Here is a 16,101-nt window from a genome sequence, read left to right on the forward strand (position 1 = left end):
GGTCAAGCGTCTTTCATGGTGACATGCCCAGATGATTATCCGGACCGTCGTCCGCCGCGGCCTGCGCCTGGTCGCGCTGGCCTTGGCCGTCGTGGTGGCGCTGGCCGGCCTGCTCGCCGTCGCGCTCCGTCTCCAGTTTACCGGTGCCCCGGCGGCCTGGGCGAAGAGCACCGGCAACGACGCCCTCTGGCTCGGCCACGCCTGGGTCGACGGCCGCCGTACGGAGCGGGACGTGGAACAGCTCGCCGTCCGTCTGCGCACCACCGGAATCAAGGACGTGTACGTCCATTCCGGCCCGTTCGAGTGGGACGGCCGCCTTGATCCCGCCAAGTACCCCAAAGCCGCAGATTTCGTGACATGGATGCATCGGCACCTGTCCGGCGTCCGCGTCTCCGCCTGGCTGGGCCAGTCCGTCAAGAACGGCCTCGACCTCGACGACGCCCGGTCCCGGGCGAACGTCCTGGCCGGCGTGGCCGCCGTCATGAAGGCGGGCTACGACGGCGTCCACTACAACTTCGAGCCGATCGGCGACGGCGACACGGAGTTCCTCGACCTGCTGGACCGGACGAGGACGCACACGAAGCTGCTGTCCACCTCGACCCCGCAGATCGAGCCCTATCCCCTCATGCGCCCGGTGGGCAGGCTCGTCCTGGGCCACGACAAATACTGGTCGCAGGGCTATTTCCAGGAGGTCGTGAACCGGGTGGACCAGGTCGCGATCATGACGTACGACTCGGGGACGCCCGCCCAGTCCCTCTACGGCGGCTACGTGGCCAGGCAGGCCGCGCTCGCCCTCGACCTCGTCCCGGAGGGCAAGTCCCTGTTCGTCGGCGCCCCCGCCTACCACGACCACGGCCTGCCCTGGCTGGACGCCGCCGAGAGCGTGGCCATGGCCGCCGAGGGCGCCCGGCTGGCCCTGTCCGACCATGGCCGCCGCGAACGCTTCGGCCTGGCCCTGTACGTCGACTTCGCCGCCACCGAAGAGGACTGGAAGGAGTACATGACCCGCTGGCTGGCCTAAACTGAGAACACCCGGTGCGTTGATTTGAGCAGCCACCTGGGTTATTGGTACCCTGTTCACTTGCGTGTGGCGCGCCCTCTCATCGAGCCCGCGCGCCCCATCCATCCTTAGACTTTCACCGAGGCTTCTTCGTGGCGAACATCAAGTCCCAGATCAAGCGCAACAAGCAGAACGAGAAGGCGCGTCTGCGCAACAAGGCGGTCAAGTCCTCTCTGAAGACGGCCGTCCGCAAGTTCCGCGAGGCCGCCGAGCAGGGCGACGTCGAGCAGGCCGCGGCGCTGCAGCGCGTCGCCGCCCGCCAGCTCGACAAGGCCGTCAGCAAGGGCGTCATCCACAAGAACCAGGCCGCCAACCGCAAGTCGGCGATCGCCAAGCAGGCTGCCGCTCTGGCCGCCAAGTAAGCTCCTGCCGCCCGGCGACACCCGGGCGAGCGCTGACGCCGCACTCCTTCCCGGGGTGCGGCGTTCTTGGTCTTGTGCACTTCTTGTCACAGTTTCGATATCACATCGGCATCGCCGCGGGGTATCGGCTGAGCATCCCTTAACAAGATCACCTTGCCTCCCGTCCGCCCTCTCCGTGAGGGTTCACCTAAACGGACGAAGGGGGACACATGCGGGGGCCGTTGGTCGTCAAACGGGCGTTCAGCGAGCCTTTGCTCCTCCTGGCCGCGTTCGGCTCGATCTTGCTCGCCACCACCACGCTGGTGGCGCTCACCATGTACGCCTCCTCCATCGCCGACGCCGGCGTGCGCAGGACGATGGAGACCGCCTCCCTGCGCCAGACGTCCGCGACGATCAGCGCGCCGGTCACGGACAAGACGTTCCCCGTCTACGACCGGGCGGTGCGCGCCGAGCTGGCCAAGGCGTACACCAAGGCGCCGGCGCTCACCACGAGCTTCCGCTCCGACTCCTACGCCATGCCCGGCCAGGAAAAGCAGGAGCGGCCCGAGCTGCTCAGGTTCGGCAGCTACGACGGCCTCGACCAGCACGCCAAGCTCGTCTCCGGCGCCTGGCCCAAGGCCGCCGACGGCCGGGTGGAGGCGGCGGTCTCGCTGTCGGCGGCCTCGGCGGCCGGGTTCAAGGTCGGCCAGGAGCTGACCACCGTGGGGCGGTTGTCGCCGGAGCCCGTCCAGGTGCGCATCACCGGCGTGTTCCAGCTCGACGACCCCTTCGGCGAGCGCTGGACCGGGGAGACGCTGCTCAGCAGGGGCGTCGAACGCGGCGACTTCACCACGTACGGGCCGCTGATGGTCTCGCGCGAGACGTTCATCGGCCGCTTCGCCACCAACGTGAACGCCACCTGGACCGCCGAGCCCGACCTGCGCTCGCTGACGCCGGCCCAGCTGCGCCCGCTGGCCGCGGCGGTCGGCGAGGTGGGCGCGCACCTGAAGGCCGGCGACTGCCCGAGCTGCGTGACCACCAGCCGCCTGCCCGAGATGCTCACCCAGCTCGACACCGCCTCGCTGGTCGCCCGCTCGACCATGCTGATCCCGGTGCTGCAACTGCTGCTGCTGGCGGCGTACGCGCTGATGCTCACCGCGCGGCTGCTGGCCGACCACCGGCGCATGGAGGTGGCGCTGCTGCGCTCGCGCGGCGCGGGCACGCTGCGGCTGGCCGCGCTGGCCGGGGGCGAGGCGATGCTGGTCGCGCTCCCGTGCGCGATCGTCGCGCCGTTGCTCGGGCCGCCGCTGCTCGGGCTGGTGAGCCGGCTGCCCTGGATCAAGGCGTCGGGCGTGCGGCTCGACCCCTCGGTCGGCCTGGGCACGTTCCTGGTGTCGGTGGCCGTGGCCGTGGCCTCCGCGGTGCTGCTGGTGCTGCCCGCGCTGGCGGGCGCGCGGCGCACGTACGTGGAGGAGCAGTCGGCGCGCGGGCGCGGCGGCGGGCGCGGGCTGATCCAGCGCGCGGGCGCCGACGTCGCGCTGCTGGTCGTGGCCGGCCTCGCGATCTGGCAGCTCCAGCACTACGGCGCGCCGGTCACCACGACCGCGGGCGGCGGGCTCGGCATCGACCCGCTGATCATCTCCGGTCCCGCGCTGGCCCTGCTCACCGGCGGCATGCTCGGCCTGCGGCTGGTCCCGCGCATCTCCGCGGTGGCCGAGCGGATCACCTCCAGGCGCCCGTCCCTCGCCCCGGCGCTCGGCGCGTGGCAGGTCAGCAGGCGCCCGCTCAAGTACGCCGGCCCCGCGCTGCTGCTCACCATGGCCATCGCCATCGGCATCGTGTCCATGGCCACCGCCGCCACCTGGCGTGGTTCCCAGCTCGACCAGGCCCGCCATCAGGCCGGCGCCGACCTGCGCCTGTCCGGCCCGCCGGACGCCCCGGAGCTCGGCCCGCTGGGCCGCGGCACGGCGTTCACCGCCCTGCCCGGCGTGACCGCCGCCTCGCCCGTCTTCCGCGGCCAGACCGAGGTCAGCAGCGAGAACGCCATCCTCATCGGGATCGACGCGGCCAAGCTCGGCACGCTGTTCCAGCTCCGTCCCGACCTGGCCGACCGGCCCGTCGCCGAGATCTCCCGGGCGCTGACCGGACCGCAGGCGGGCAAACTCGACCTGCCGGGACAGCCGGCCGCGCTCACCCTGCGCGCCACGGCCGACGACGACCTGCCGGTGCGGCTGGTCCTGTCCGACGCGCTCGGGGTGTGGCGCGACGTGTCGCTGGGCGTGCTGAAGAAGGGCGAGAACACCCTCGACGTGGACCTCGCGGCGCTGGCGGGACGGAGCGGGAAGATCACGTACCCGCTGTCGTTGCGCGGGCTGGTCGTGAGCGCGCCGGCCTCCGGCAGCGGGAGTCTGACGGTGACCGGGATCAGCGCCGACGGGCGGCCGGTGACCGCGCCCGCCATGTCGGTGAAGGCCACCGGGCGGCAGCCCGCGACGGCCGTCTTCGGGTCGCCGCCGGTCCAGGGACCGCTGCCCGTGGTGCTCACCGCCGGCCTGTCCGAGTCGCTCAAGCTGGGCGTCGGCCAGGTGGGACGGGCCAGCATCGACCGCAGGGTCATGGACGTCAAGGTCGTGGCCGTCGTGGAGACGATGCCGACGACGACCGCCGGGCAACACGCCGTACTGGCCGACTGGGGGACGATGCAGGCGCAGGATCTGGCGGCGGCGCAACTGCCCAGGCCCGCCACCGAGTGGTGGCTCGCCACCCCGGACGGCCGGGCGGCGGCCGCGCTCACCAGCCGTCCCGCGTGGGACGTCACCGCGATCGACCAGCGCGCACTGGCCGCCAAGATGCAGGACGACCCGCTGGCCAGCGGCCTCCAGGGCGCGCTGATGCTGGGCTTCCTCGCGGCGCTGGTGTTCGCGGCGCTCGGCTTCCTGGTCAACGCGGCGGTCGCGGCCCGCGAACGGATGAACGAGTTCGCGATCCTGCGGGCGCTCGGCGTGAACTCCCGGCAGATGTTCGGGATGCTGGCGATCGAGCAGACGTTCGTGATCGCGCTGTCATTGGCGGCCGGGACCGGGCTGGCCGTGGTCGTGGGCATGCTCGTGGTGCCGCACATCGTGCTGACCGGGCAGGCGTCGGCGGTCACCCCCGGCGTGGTGCTCGACATTCCGTGGGGCGCCACGGGCGCCATGCTCGCCGGAGTGGCCGCCGTGCTGCTCGCCATCGTCGCCGGACTGGCGCGCAACCTGCGCAGGCAGGGTCTCGGCATTCGGGAGGAACAGTGAGGATCCCGCTGCTGGCCCGCACGCACCTGGGCGCGGTGGCCGTGCTCTTCGTGCTGACGCTGAGCGCCTGCCTGCTCGTCGCGGGGCTGCCCAGGGCGATGCAGTCGTCGTTCGACCAGGCGCTGCGCGAGGCGCTCAGGACCGCGCCCGCCGAGCAGGCCGACCTGACCGTCACCGTCGGGTCGATGTCGAAGGAAGAGGACCTGCACGAGCGCGAGCAGTTCGAGTCCAGGGACCGGCGCTGGCGTCAGCTCCTGCCCCCGGCGCTGCGGCCGCTGGTGGTGCCCGCCGGCACGGGCGACAGCCACATGAGCGCCAAGACCGTGGTCACCCCGATCCACGGCTCGGGCGGCACCATGTTCATGAACCTCGGCTGGCTGTCCGACGCCGACCGGCGGGTGGACTGGGTCCAGGGCCAGGCGCCGGGCAAGCCCTCGACCATGCGCTTCGAGGGCGAGACGATCCCGCTGATCGAGGTGGGCCTCGTCGAGTCCGCGCTGACCGCGATGGACCTGAAGATCGGCCAGGTCAAGGTGCTCGGCGAGAGCCACTACGTGGCGGTGAAGCTGGTCGGCGCGTTCAGGGCCAAGAAGGCCGACGACCGTTACTGGAGCCACAACAGCGACATCCTGACCGTCACCAGGATGTTGCCGCCGGGCAAGCTGGAGTTCGAGAAGCACATCACGACGATCATGTCCGACGACGGGCTGACCGCGCTCAGCGGCGACGGGCGCAACCTGTCCTACTACTGGGTGCTCCCCATCGCCCCGGACAAGGCCGACGCGCTGGCCGCGACCGACGTCCAGGCGGCACTCAGCGAGTTCGAGCGGGTGATCGGGTTGCAGGCGTCGGGCTCGTACAGCCCGTACCGGGTGCTGACCGCGCTGGCCAAGCTGCTGACGGACTTCCTGGCCGCCCAGTCCACCGCGCAGACCGTGATGTACCTGGTGCTCGGCGGGCTGCTGCTGGTCGCGGTCGGCGTGATCGTGCTGGCGGTGCAGCTGCTCTCCGGCCGGCTCGACCAGACGCTGGCGCTGACGCGGGCGCGTGGCGGGTCGCTGGCGCAGGTGGCGGGCACCGGCGCGGCGCTGACCGCGCTCGCCGTCGTGCCCTCCGGGCTCGCCGGGTACGCGCTGTCCTGGCTCGTCCCCGGGCCCGTGCTGCCGATCGTGCACGTCGGGCCGCTGCTGGTGGTGCTGGCCGCCGTCGGGTTCACCGCCGCCGGGCTGGCGGTCACCCACCGGGTGCCGCTGCACGAGCAGCGCGCGGACGTCAGCACCGCCCGCCCGTCCGCGCGCCGGCTCACGCTGGAGGTGCTGGTCGTGGTGCTCGCGCTGGCCGGGGCGTACCTGCTGCGCACCCGCGGGCTGGCCGCCTCGGTCGGGTTCGACCCGTTCCTGCTGGTGGTGCCGATCGCGCTGACGCTCGCCGCGGCGGTGATCATCCTGCGCTGCTACCCGTACCCGTTGCGGCTGCTCGTCCGGCTGACCGCGCGGCGGCCAGGTGCCGTGCCCTTCCTGGGGTTGACCAGGGCGGCCAGGGCACGCTCCGCGTCGGTGCTGCCGGTGCTGATCCTGCTGCCCGCGCTCGGCGTGTCGGTGTTCGCCGCGGTGATCTCCGACGGGCTGGTGAGCACGCAGCGGCTGGCGTCCTGGCAGCAGGTGGGCGCGCCGGTCAAGATCACGTCCCGGGTCGAGATCCCGGCCGACGTGATCGAGCGGGTGCGCAAGGTCGCGGGCGTCGAGCAGGTCGTGCTCGCGCAGACCGGCCGGGTCCAGGTCGGGTACGGCGCCGAGCGCGCCGAGGCCATCGCCGTGGACCTGCCCGAGTGGCGGCGGCTGCTGGCGGGGGCGCCGATCGGCGTGCCCACCGGGAGCGGCGCCTTCGTCTCGCCCGACCTCAAGGGGCGGGGCACGTACGAGATCGGCTGGCAGTCGCGGCTCAAGGTCCCCGAGGGCGGTGTGATCACCTCCGTGCCCGGCTTCTACAACCAGGGCAAGTTCATGATCCTGCCGATGAACTCGCTCGTGCGGCCCGCCGTGAACACCCTGCTCATCCGCGGCAACCCCGCGCTCGACCAGCTGCGCCCGCTGGTCCCGCTCAGCACCGTGGAGTCCCAGTCGCTGGCCCTGGCCGCCATCCAGGACGACCCGCTGACCAGCACCGTGCGCACCACGCTGGTCGTGGTCACGGTGTCGCTGGCCGCGTACGCGCTGGTCGCCGTCATCCTCTCGCTGGTGATCGGCGCGGCCGACCGGGCCAGGGCGCTGTCGTTCCTGCGCACGCTGGGCCTGTCGGACCGGCAGGCGCAGCGGCTCACCGTCCTGGAGATCATGCCGATGATCCTGCTGACCGCCCTGGCCGGCCTGCTGCTCGGCCTCGGGCTGCCCGCGGCGCTCGGGCCCGGCGTCGACCTGTCCTCCTACGCCGGCGACCTGCCCGTCGGCGACTACTCCCTAGACCTGATCACGCCGACCGCGCTGGCGGCCGGGCTGGCCGTCGTGGCCGTGCTGGGCGCGTACACGCACACCGCCATCAGCCGCCGTCGCAGCCTCGGCGCCGTCCTTCGAGTGGGGGACCTCACATGAACCCGACCCTGTCAGAGCTGGAAGCCAAGGCCACGCGGGAGAAGACCGCGTTCGGCGCCGACGCGCACATCGTCTGCGACAACCTGGTGCGCATCTACAAGACCGAGGGCGTCGAGGTCGTCGCCCTGCAGGGCCTCGACCTGGTGATCGACAAGGGCGAGCTGGTGGCCATCGTCGGCGCGTCCGGATCGGGCAAGTCCACGCTGCTCAACGTGCTGTCGGGGCTCGACGTGCCGACCGCGGGGGTGGCCAGGGTCGCGGGCACCGACCTGCTGGCGATGACCGCCAAGGACCGGCTGCGCTACCGGCGGTCCGTGGTGGGCTTCATCTGGCAGCAGACCGCGCGCAACCTGCTGCCGTACCTGACCGCCAGGGAGAACGTCGAGCTGCCCATGAAGCTGGCCGGCGGCGGCCGGGCGCGCCGCGCCCGCGCCGGCGAGCTGCTGGAGCTCCTCGGCGTCGGCTACTGCGCCGACCGCCGCACGCCCGAGATGTCGGGCGGCGAGCAGCAGCGGGTCGCCATCGCCGTCGCCCTGGCCAACGAGCCGCAGCTCATCCTGGCCGACGAGCCCACCGGCGAGCTGGACAGCGAGACGTCCGAGCAGGTCTTCGACTCCCTGCGCAAGGCGAACCGGGAGCTCGGCGTGACCGTGGTCATCGTGACCCACGACCCGCTGGTGTCGGAGCAGGTGGACCGCACCGTGGGCATCCGCGACGGACGTACCAGCAGCGAGACGCTGCGGCGCGAGGGCGCCGAGGGGCAGATCGTCGCCGAGGAGTACGCCGTGCTGGACCGGGTGGGCCGCCTGCAGCTCCCCCGCGACTTCATGAACGCCCTGGACATGGAACGCCGGGTGCGCCTCGAACTCGAATCCGACCACATCGGCGTCTGGCCCGCCCGAGAGGAGCCTTCCCATGAGCAATGAGCCCCTGGTCGTGGTGGAGGGGGTCCGCAAGGTCTACCGGAGCGGGCCCAAGGAGGTCGTCGCGCTGCGCGAGGTGTCCTTCGAGGTGTTCCCCGGCGAGCTGGTGGCGGTCCGCGGGCGTTCGGGGTCGGGCAAGACCACGCTGCTCAACCAGATCGGCGGCCTGGACCGTCCGGACGCCGGACGGGTCGTCGTGGCCGGGCACGAGGTCACGTCCATGTCCGAGGACGCCCTGCTGGCGCTGCGCCGGGACGTGGTGGGCTTCGTGTTCCAGTCGTTCGGGCTGATCCCCGTGCTGTCGGCGGCCGAGAACGTGGGGGTGCCGATGCGGCTGGCCCGCGTGCCGTCCGCCGAGCGGGAGGAGCGGGTCCGGCTGCTGCTGGCGCTGGTGGGGCTGGACAAGCACATGAACCAGCGGCCGTACGAGCTGTCGGGCGGTCAGCGGCAGCGGGTGGCGATCGCCCGCTCCCTGGGCAACCGGCCCAAGCTGCTGGTGGCCGACGAGCCGACGGGGCAGCTCGACTCGCAGACCGGGCGGCAGATCATGGAGCTGTTGCGCGCGCTGGTGCGCAGCGAGGGGGTGACGGCGCTGGTCGCCACGCACGATCCCAACCTGATCACGCTGGCGGACCGGGTCCTGGAGATCAGCGACGGCGTCGTCCGGGAACCCTCCCTCACCTGATCCGCCCCTCCTCTGCGCGCTCCGCCCGCTCACCGGCGGGCGGAGCGGGCGCGGGCCTGGGCGAGCGCGCCACGGCGGCGAGGTTGGCGACGGCGACCACCACCCCACCGGTGACCATCAGCACCCCCATCCCGGTCACGCCCGCCAGCGGCGCCGCGACGGCCAGCCCCACCGGCCGCGCCGCGAACGAGATGAGCTGGTCGAACGAACGCACCCGGCCCAACGCCCCCTCCGGGATCTCCTCGGCCACCACCGTCTCCCACAACGGGCTGAGCACCCCGAGCCCCACCATGGCCACGAAGTACGCCACCGCGACCACCACGGCCGACAGCCCGAACCCCACCGCCACCGGCAACGCCACCATCGGCAGCAGATAGAGCGCGGCCCCCACCTGAACGGCGACCAGCGGCCTGCGCACCGGCAACCGCGGCGCGACCAGCACCCCCGCCAGCAGCCCGACCGTGCCGCTCTGCACGATGATCATCCAACCGGCCTCGCCTCCCAGCCGCTGCACGGCAGCCACCGGCCCCAGGGTGAGGAACAACCCGGCCATGAAGTGCCACACGCCGTGCGACAGCACACAGGCCAGGAACCACGGTCGCCTCCTGACCTCCCCGAACCCTTCGGCCAGCTCCCGCCCGAACCCGACCCCCCACCGCCGACCGGCCTCCCCGCCGGGGACCGCATTCCGCTCCTCCGCGACCTTCTCGCGCCCCGCGCCCCCGACAGCCGTACGGACCCCGCCGAGCGTCAGCGCCGAGCACGCGAACAACATCGCCGTGCCCCCAGCGGCCCACCCGGGCCCGGCGGCCAGCGTGAGCGTCCCCGCGAGCGCCGGCCCCAGGACGGCCGACATGCTGGTCACCACGCCGATCCGGGCGTTCACCCGCAACCGGTCCGGTCCCGGCACCACCGCCACCACCAGCCGCGGCACGGCCGGACTCCCGAACGCGATCGCCGCCCCCGAGACCGCCGACAACACGGCGAGGTCGGGAATCCGAGCCACCCCGGCCAGCAGCTCGACCGCCATGAGCCCCTGGGCCAGACATCGCGTGAGGTCGGCGAGCAGCACGACCCGTCCGGGCCGGACCCGGTCGGCCAGCACGCCGCCGACCGGCAGCAGCAACAACAACGGCACCATCTCGCAGGCCAGCACCAGCCCCAGCGCCTCCCCCGACCCCGTGGCGCGCAGCACGGCCAGGGTCAGCGTGGTGGGGATCATGGCTGTGGCCAGCGCGGACATGCAGCGTCCGGCCAGCAGCCGGTTCCTGGGCCCGGCGAACAACGAAAACGACATGACCAGGAAGGTATTTCGTCAGCGAACGATTCGTCAACAAATTACTTGTTGGCGTATGATCCTGTGCCGTGGAGGATTCCGTCGATCGTCATCTGGCCCGCTGGCGCGGCAAGGCGCCCTTCGACGAGCGGGTGGAGGGCATCGTGACCCGCATGCAGTCGCTGGTGAAGCACCTCGGCCACGCCAAGGCGGCCGCGCTGGCCCAGACCGGCGTCCAGGACTTCGAGTTCCAGACGCTCCACAGGCTCGCCGCCCACAACGGCACCGCCACCCCGACCGAGCTGGCCGCCGAGCTGCTGCTCTCCCCCGCCGGCATGACGGGCCGTCTCGACACGCTGGAGAAGGCCGGTCTGGTGCGCCGCGTCCGCAGCACCGAGGACCGCCGTCGCGTGGACATCGAGCTCACGCCCAAGGGGCACGACCTCTGGATGGAGGCCATGGCCGTCCTGGCCGTGCTGGAGGCGGCCATGGTGAACGCCCTCTCCCCCGACGACCAGGACACCCTGGACAACCTGCTCAAACAGCTCCTGCTCTACGTGGAGACGAACCCCCATCAATTGCATTGAGGCGGGCAGGCGTCCGGTGATACCCATGCTGGGATGAAACTTCCGACCTCGGAGACCACATGGCCGTGACGCCGTTCCGCATAGAGGTTCCCGACGACGTACTCGACGACCTGCGCACCCGTCTCCGCAACGCCCGATTCACCCGCTCGCTGGACCACCGCCCCTGGGAAGGCGGAACCGACCCCGCCTACCTGCGGGAACTGGTGACGTACTGGGCCGACGGCTTCGACTTCCGCGCCCAGGAAGCCCGTCTCAACGAGCTGGACCACTGCAAAGCCCCCGTCCAGGGACGAGACCTCCACTTCGTCCGCATCCCCGGCACCGGCCGCGCGCCGCTGCCCATCCTGCTCTGCCACGGCTGGCCCAGCAGCTTCATGGAGATGCTTCCCCTGGCGGCCCGCCTGGCCGACCCCGCCCGGCACGGCGGCGACCCCGGCGACTCCTTCGACGTCGTGATCCCGTCGATGCCCGGTTTCCTCTACTCCGACCTGCCGGACGAGCCCCTCACCCGGCCCGCGATGGCCCGCATGCTGCACCTGCTGATGACCGAGGTCCTGGGCCACGAACGCTACGGGGCCTTCGGCGGCGACATCGGCGGCGCGGCCGTCGGCTGGCTCGGCGCCCTCTATCCGGACCAGGTGACCGGAATCCACCTCATCCACCCGCCCGCCCCCGCGTCCCTGGACGTCCCGCCGCTGACCCCCGACGAACAGGCCTTCCTGGACGCCGAGGCGGCCTACGACGAACGCGACGGCGGCTACAGCGAGATCATGCTGACCCGTCCGGACACGATCGCCGCCGCCCTGCTCGACTCACCGGCCGGACTGGCCGCGTGGATCGTGGACAAGCTGCGCGCCTGGAGCGACTGCCACGGTGACCTGGAGTCCCGGTTCGACCGCGACACCCTGCTCACCATGCTGACCCTCTACTGGGCCACCGGCTCGATCGGCACCTCGTTCAAGTCGTACTACGACTGGCCGAGCAACCCGCCCCGGCCGCCGATCACCGTGCCGTCCGCCGTCACCCTCAGCCACGAGCCCTCCGTGGCGAGCCTCCCCCGCAGCTTCGCCGAACGCGCCCTGACCGACCTGCGCCACTGGAACACCCCGGCCCGGGGCGGCCACTTCATGGCCCTGGAGGAACCGGCACAGCTGGCGACCGACATCACCACGTTCTTCCGCGCCCTACGCCCAGCCTGAGGAGCGCTGCCGCCGCGCGGGTGTTCGCTACCGGCCCGTACGGCTGGCGACGATCACCTGCACGGCATGCTCCAGGGCGTAGGCCGTGTCCGCGCCGCCGCCCTTGACCTGCTCGTCCGCAGTGGCCACCGCCTGGATCGCCCGGGACAGCCCCTCGGACCCCCAGCCGTTCAGTTGGCGCTTGACCCGGTCGACCTTCCAGGGCGGCATCCCCACATGGGCGGCGAGCTGCCCCCCGCGCAGGTTGCGCGGGGCGCTCCCCACCTTGGCCAGCGATCTCAGCCCGCCGGCCAGCGCACTCACCAGCAGCACCGGCGCGACGCCGGTGCTCAGAGCCCAGCGCAACTGCTCCAGGGCCTCGGCCAGGCGCCCCTCGATCGCCGAGTCGGCCACGTTGAAGCCGGTGACCTCGGCCCGGCCCTTGTGATAGCGCGCCACGGCCGCCGCGCTGATCGTCTTGTCCTCGGTGTCGAACGCGAGCTGGCTGCACGCCGCCGCCAGCTCCCGCAGGTCGTTGCCCACCGCGTCGAGCAACGCCTGGGCCGCGTCACCCGCGATGTTCCGCCCGGCCCGCTTGACCTCTCCCTTGATGAACTCCAGCCGCTCGCCGGGCTTGGTGACCTTGTTGATCGTCACCACCTGGGCCCCGGCCTTCTTCACCCCGTCGACCAGCGCCTTCCCCTTCACCCCACCCGGGTGCGCCAGCACGAGAACCGTGTCGTCGGAGGGCTGCTTCGCGTACGACACCACCTCGGTGATGACGTCCTTCGGCAGGTCTTGCGCCGAGCGGATGACGACCACCGAGCGGTCGCCGAAGAGCGAGGGCGAGGTCAGCTGGGTCAGCTCGCCGGTGGCGACCTTTCCGCCGACGAGATCATGCACCTCGGCCCCGGGATCGCCGGCCCGCGCCGCCGCGACGACCGCGCCCACCGCCCGCTCGGCAAGCAGCTCCTCGTCGCCGAGGACCAGGGTGACTAGTGCTGGATCGGTTCCCGCCATGTCAGGCAGCATGCCATGCGGCACCGACAACCTGGTACTCGACCGTTGCAGTTCGTGTTACGAACGGCTATAGTTCGGGACACGAACTACATTTGGCCGGAGTCATGATGACGTGTCTTACGGGTTGTGATGATCGTCGGGGGCCGCGGCGGCTCGGCGTTCCCCCGGACGTCGGGCGCCAAAACCGCGATGCGCGAGGGCCTGTCCGGCAACCGCTTCGCCGAGCAGCCGGTCTGTCGGTGTCCCGGTTGGCTCTGGGCACGATGACTCTCGGGGCGGAGACGTCCGAACCAGACAGTCACGCGATCATGGATCGCGCCCACGAGCACGGCGTCGACTTCTTCGACACCGCCGACGTCCATGCCGACGGCCGCACCGAGCAGATCACCGGCCGCCAGTTCGCCCAAGGGGACGGCAGGCGCGACAGGACCGCAAGCACTCTGGCCAGGCTGGACGAGTTGTTCCCGCCACCTGGCCCCACGGCTCCAAACCCGCACCAGAAGCGTACGCCTGGTGACCTCTTCTTTTTCTCCGTGTGACGTATGAAAGGCAATACTGTGTCTGCATCTGATGTGGTGTTCGGTTTCGGCGCGCATTCCGGTTTCGAGGACCTGCCCGAGCTGTTGCGCATGGTTCAGCAGGCCGACCGGGACGGGCTCGATCTCTTCTCGCTGTCCGACCATCCCTATCTCGGCGAGCGCCTGGACGCCTACGCCACGATCGGCTTCCTGCTGGGCGGCACGCGGCACATCGCCGGTCTGGCCAATGTCACCAACCTGCCGACCAGACCCGCCCCCATGCTGGCCAGGACGGTGACGTCGTTGTCGGCGCTGTCGAACGGCCGCGTCGTGCTCGGCATGGGCGCAGGAGGGCTGTGGGACCGCATCGCCGACATGGGCGTGCCCCGGCAGACCCCCGGCGACGCCGTGGACGCCTTCGAGGAGGCGATCGTCCTGATCCGGAAGCTGTCGGGCGGCGGCGCGCCGGTCACCCACGAGGGACGCCACTACCGGGTGCACGGGATCGAGCCCGCCCCCGTGGCCGCGCCCCCGGTATGGACCGGGTCGAACGGGCCCAAATCCCTCGCCGCCACGGGCAGGGTGGCCGACGGCTGGATCCCCGGCCACGCGGCCGACTGGCGCAGCGAGCGGTATCGCGCCTCACGGCCCATCATCGACGAGGCGGCCGCCGCGGTGGGCCGCGACCCACGCGAGATCCGTACGATCTACAACTTCCCGGGCCGCATCACCGACCGCCCGCTGCCCGCCACCCGCGACCACGACGGACGCTGGATCGGCGGCTCGGTCGGGCAGTGGGTCGAGGAGCTGACCGAAGCGGTGCTGGAGCACGACGCCTCGGGTTTCGTCCTCTTCTCCGCCGGCCACGGCGCCACCGACCTCACCACGCTGGCCCGCTGGGCCCGAGAGATCGTGCCGTCCGTCCGCGAGGCGATCTCGAAGTAGCGCGACGCGCCGTCCGCCTGTACGCGGACGCTCTTCCAGCCGAAAGGGGATCGGACAAATGTCACACGCCATCATCCATCCCGAGACTCTGCACAACCCGCCCGGAGACGGCTACAGCCACATCGCCCGCGCCTCCGGAGAGACCGTCTTGGTCGCCGGGCAGTACGCCTCCGACCGCGAGGGCCACGTCGTCTCCGAGGACTTCGCCGAGCAGGTCAGGCAGTCGTTCGCGAACCTGGGCAAGGCGCTCGCCGCGGTCGGCCTCGCCGACAGCCACGTGGTGCAGATCCGCACCTAGATCGTCGACCACGACAAGGACAGGCTGGAGATCCTTCTCAAGGCCGTCCATGACATCTGGGGGACCTGCCGCCACTCAGACGCTCGTGGGAGTGGCCGCGCCCGCCCTGCCCGACATGCTGTTCGAGGTTGACGCCGTCGCGATTCCCGACCAGGCCGCCTGAGCGCGCCCTGCCGGCGTCCACCATCCGTTCGCCGTCCGCGCGAGGACGGCGTGCCGGTGTTCGCTGCGCAGGCGATCGGCGAAACCGAGGTGGTCGGAGTCGCCGCGGGTCAGGACGACTTGCCGATGGAACGGAGTTCGCGCTGCAGATCCCGCCAGTGGTCGGGCAGTCCCGCGTCGATCAGGGTGATGCCCTCGCCGGTGTCGACGAGATAGCACGCCACGACGTCATTGCCGAGGCGGTGCAGATGAGGCGCCAGTTTCATGGAACTTCTCCCGGGGGTCTGGACTGAGGATGGAGTCTGACGGCGCGGCCCTCGGCCCGCGGCCTGACGGCGAAGGCCGCAGCCTGACGGCGAGAACCGCGGCCTGACGGCGGGGCCGCACTCGGAGGGCGAGGGGCGCGGACTGAGGGCGAGGGGCGCGGCCGTGATCGCTAGCCCGACAGGCCGTGCAGGGCGGTGATGACGCCGCGGCCGACGGGGGTGGTGAAGTCACGCACCATGCTCGTGACGAAGCTCGCCACGGACGTCACCGTGCCACCCGCCGCTTCGATCTGGCGGAAGGCAGCGCTCTCCGTGCGCTCCGACATGCCGCCGCTCGCGTCAACCAGCACGATCACGTCATAGCCGTCAGCCAGGCCGTCGAGCGCGGTGTGCAGGACGACGATCTCCGAGGTCACACCACAGACGACCAGCGTTTTGCGGCCCTCCGTGGCGATCGCCTCGCGCCATGCCTGGTCGTCCCAGCAGCACGGTCCGCCGCGCACGAAGGGGGACGCCTCGGGAAGTTCGGCGATGACACCGGGCCCACCTGGCCTGGGGGCGACCGACACAGTGAAGGGGATGTCCAGCGCCTGCGCGACCGTGCCGAGCACGCCAGCCGACCGCCTGATGACGTCGGGGCTGTTCGTGCTGCTCAGGGCGACGATGCTGTCCTGCAGGTCCGCGAAAACGATCTGCACGGTACGGGGATCGATCACTATTCTCTCCCAAAATCGTTCATGAGCTGAATGATAAGAGGACAGTAGCATGCCGCACATGAACGATGCCAAGTGAATCTGCCCCCGCTTTCGGCTCAGCAGGCCGACTCGCGACGCCCTGCCCGCACCCCTCAATCCCATCCGAGCACCCTCGAACGGCCCCACGCCCGACCGGCCGTGGACCGCCGCGCCGCGAGGCCCGCCCGTGCCACCACCGCCGACCCCGACCTTCAGTGGCCATGGCCTCC

The 16,101-nt window shown here is 71.5% G+C and carries 15 protein-coding genes; 11 read left to right on the forward strand and 4 right to left on the reverse strand.

The features are described from left to right. Positions 1 to 31 precede the first annotated feature (31 nt). From ACIBK9_RS22060 to ACIBK9_RS22085, 6 genes are all read left to right on the forward strand, one after another. Complete coding sequence (locus tag ACIBK9_RS22060; RefSeq protein WP_397160685.1) at positions 32 to 1,021, forward strand: hypothetical protein; 990 nt, start codon at positions 32 to 34, stop codon at positions 1,019 to 1,021. A gap of 131 nt (positions 1,022 to 1,152) precedes the next feature. After that, positions 1,153 to 1,422 carry a 30S ribosomal protein S20 gene (rpsT, locus tag ACIBK9_RS22065; protein WP_106235424.1) on the forward strand — a complete coding sequence of 90 codons (270 nt, stop codon included), beginning with the start codon at positions 1,153 to 1,155 and terminating at the stop codon, positions 1,420 to 1,422. Positions 1,423 to 1,631: 209 nt separating this feature from the next. Further along, complete coding sequence (locus ACIBK9_RS22070) at positions 1,632 to 4,691, forward strand: ABC transporter permease (protein WP_397160687.1); 3,060 nt, start codon at positions 1,632 to 1,634, stop codon at positions 4,689 to 4,691. Beyond that, positions 4,688 to 7,279 (forward strand): FtsX-like permease family protein, encoded by a 2,592-nt coding sequence (locus ACIBK9_RS22075; protein ID WP_397160689.1) that lies wholly within the window; start codon positions 4,688 to 4,690, stop codon positions 7,277 to 7,279. Before ACIBK9_RS22070 ends, ACIBK9_RS22075 begins: the two co-directional genes overlap by 4 nt. After that, positions 7,276 to 8,205, forward strand: a complete 930-nt coding sequence (locus tag ACIBK9_RS22080) for an ABC transporter ATP-binding protein (RefSeq protein ID WP_352352447.1) — start codon at positions 7,276 to 7,278, stop codon at positions 8,203 to 8,205. The genes ACIBK9_RS22075 and ACIBK9_RS22080 overlap by 4 nt, the downstream gene beginning before the upstream one ends. Beyond that, complete coding sequence (locus tag ACIBK9_RS22085) at positions 8,195 to 8,887, forward strand: ABC transporter ATP-binding protein (protein WP_358291996.1); 693 nt, start codon at positions 8,195 to 8,197, stop codon at positions 8,885 to 8,887. The genes ACIBK9_RS22080 and ACIBK9_RS22085 overlap by 11 nt, the downstream gene beginning before the upstream one ends. Here the strand turns inward: ACIBK9_RS22085 and ACIBK9_RS22090 are convergent. Beyond that, positions 8,880 to 10,184, reverse strand: coding sequence for an MFS transporter (locus ACIBK9_RS22090; protein ID WP_397160692.1), 1,305 nt, complete (start codon positions 10,182 to 10,184; stop codon positions 8,880 to 8,882). The two genes, ACIBK9_RS22085 and ACIBK9_RS22090, sit on opposite strands and share 8 nt — an antisense overlap. 68 nt (positions 10,185 to 10,252) lie before the next feature. On the opposite strand from ACIBK9_RS22090, the gene ACIBK9_RS22095 reads away from it, so the two are divergent. Then, entirely contained in the window at positions 10,253 to 10,750 is a 498-nt protein-coding gene (locus ACIBK9_RS22095) for a MarR family winged helix-turn-helix transcriptional regulator (RefSeq protein ID WP_397160693.1), read from the forward strand. Between the two features lie 59 nt (positions 10,751 to 10,809). Beyond that, positions 10,810 to 11,949: an epoxide hydrolase family protein gene (locus tag ACIBK9_RS22100; protein WP_397160695.1), complete on the forward strand. Its 1,140-nt coding sequence runs from the start codon at positions 10,810 to 10,812 to the stop codon at positions 11,947 to 11,949. Positions 11,950 to 11,976: 27 nt separating this feature from the next. On the opposite strand, the gene holA is transcribed toward ACIBK9_RS22100, so the two are convergent. Then, on the reverse strand, positions 11,977 to 12,948 hold the full coding sequence (gene holA, locus ACIBK9_RS22105; RefSeq protein WP_397160697.1) for a DNA polymerase III subunit delta: 972 nt from the start codon (positions 12,946 to 12,948) through the stop codon (positions 11,977 to 11,979). Positions 12,949 to 13,055: 107 nt separating this feature from the next. On the opposite strand from holA, the gene ACIBK9_RS22110 reads away from it, so the two are divergent. From ACIBK9_RS22110 to ACIBK9_RS22120, 3 genes are read left to right on the forward strand one after another with little or no spacing between them, the layout of a single operon-like run. Next, positions 13,056 to 13,487 carry an aldo/keto reductase gene (locus tag ACIBK9_RS22110; protein WP_397161067.1) on the forward strand — a complete coding sequence of 144 codons (432 nt, stop codon included), beginning with the start codon at positions 13,056 to 13,058 and terminating at the stop codon, positions 13,485 to 13,487. 18 nt (positions 13,488 to 13,505) lie between these two features. After that, positions 13,506 to 14,411, forward strand: coding sequence for an LLM class flavin-dependent oxidoreductase (locus ACIBK9_RS22115; protein ID WP_397160699.1), 906 nt, complete (start codon positions 13,506 to 13,508; stop codon positions 14,409 to 14,411). A gap of 58 nt (positions 14,412 to 14,469) precedes the next feature. Then, positions 14,470 to 14,709, forward strand: coding sequence for a RidA family protein (locus ACIBK9_RS22120; RefSeq protein ID WP_397160701.1), 240 nt, complete (start codon positions 14,470 to 14,472; stop codon positions 14,707 to 14,709). 272 nt (positions 14,710 to 14,981) lie between these two features. Here ACIBK9_RS22120 and ACIBK9_RS22125 read toward each other — a convergent pair whose 3' ends face one another. Both ACIBK9_RS22125 and ACIBK9_RS22130 read right to left on the reverse strand, forming a co-directional pair. After that, positions 14,982 to 15,137 carry a hypothetical protein gene (locus ACIBK9_RS22125; protein ID WP_397160703.1) on the reverse strand — a complete coding sequence of 52 codons (156 nt, stop codon included), beginning with the start codon at positions 15,135 to 15,137 and terminating at the stop codon, positions 14,982 to 14,984. A gap of 170 nt (positions 15,138 to 15,307) precedes the next feature. Next, positions 15,308 to 15,853: an isochorismatase family protein gene (locus ACIBK9_RS22130; protein ID WP_397160705.1), complete on the reverse strand. Its 546-nt coding sequence runs from the start codon at positions 15,851 to 15,853 to the stop codon at positions 15,308 to 15,310. Positions 15,854 to 16,101 lie beyond the last annotated feature (248 nt).

Origin of the sequence: Nonomuraea sp. NPDC050227, from assembly GCF_044459705.1 — a bacterium.
In the GTDB taxonomy this organism is placed as follows: Bacteria; Actinomycetota; Actinomycetes; order Streptosporangiales; family Streptosporangiaceae; genus Nonomuraea.

What these genes read in the sequence shown, in the direction of transcription:
- holA (WP_397160697.1), bottom strand. Translation starts at nt 12,948, where the DNA reads ATGGCGGGAACCGATCCAGCACTAGTCACCCTGGTCCTCGGCGACGAG.
- ACIBK9_RS22060 (WP_397160685.1), top strand. Translation starts at nt 32, where the DNA reads ATGATTATCCGGACCGTCGTCCGCCGCGGCCTGCGCCTGGTCGCGCTG.
- ACIBK9_RS22085 (WP_358291996.1), top strand. Translation starts at nt 8,195, where the DNA reads ATGAGCAATGAGCCCCTGGTCGTGGTGGAGGGGGTCCGCAAGGTCTAC.
- ACIBK9_RS22090 (WP_397160692.1), bottom strand. Translation starts at nt 10,184, where the DNA reads ATGTCGTTTTCGTTGTTCGCCGGGCCCAGGAACCGGCTGCTGGCCGGA.
- ACIBK9_RS22110 (WP_397161067.1), top strand. Translation starts at nt 13,056, where the DNA reads ATGACGTGTCTTACGGGTTGTGATGATCGTCGGGGGCCGCGGCGGCTC.
- ACIBK9_RS22080 (WP_352352447.1), top strand. Translation starts at nt 7,276, where the DNA reads ATGAACCCGACCCTGTCAGAGCTGGAAGCCAAGGCCACGCGGGAGAAG.
- ACIBK9_RS22125 (WP_397160703.1), bottom strand. Translation starts at nt 15,137, where the DNA reads ATGAAACTGGCGCCTCATCTGCACCGCCTCGGCAATGACGTCGTGGCG.
- ACIBK9_RS22100 (WP_397160695.1), top strand. Translation starts at nt 10,810, where the DNA reads ATGGCCGTGACGCCGTTCCGCATAGAGGTTCCCGACGACGTACTCGAC.
- ACIBK9_RS22070 (WP_397160687.1), top strand. Translation starts at nt 1,632, where the DNA reads ATGCGGGGGCCGTTGGTCGTCAAACGGGCGTTCAGCGAGCCTTTGCTC.
- ACIBK9_RS22120 (WP_397160701.1), top strand. Translation starts at nt 14,470, where the DNA reads ATGTCACACGCCATCATCCATCCCGAGACTCTGCACAACCCGCCCGGA.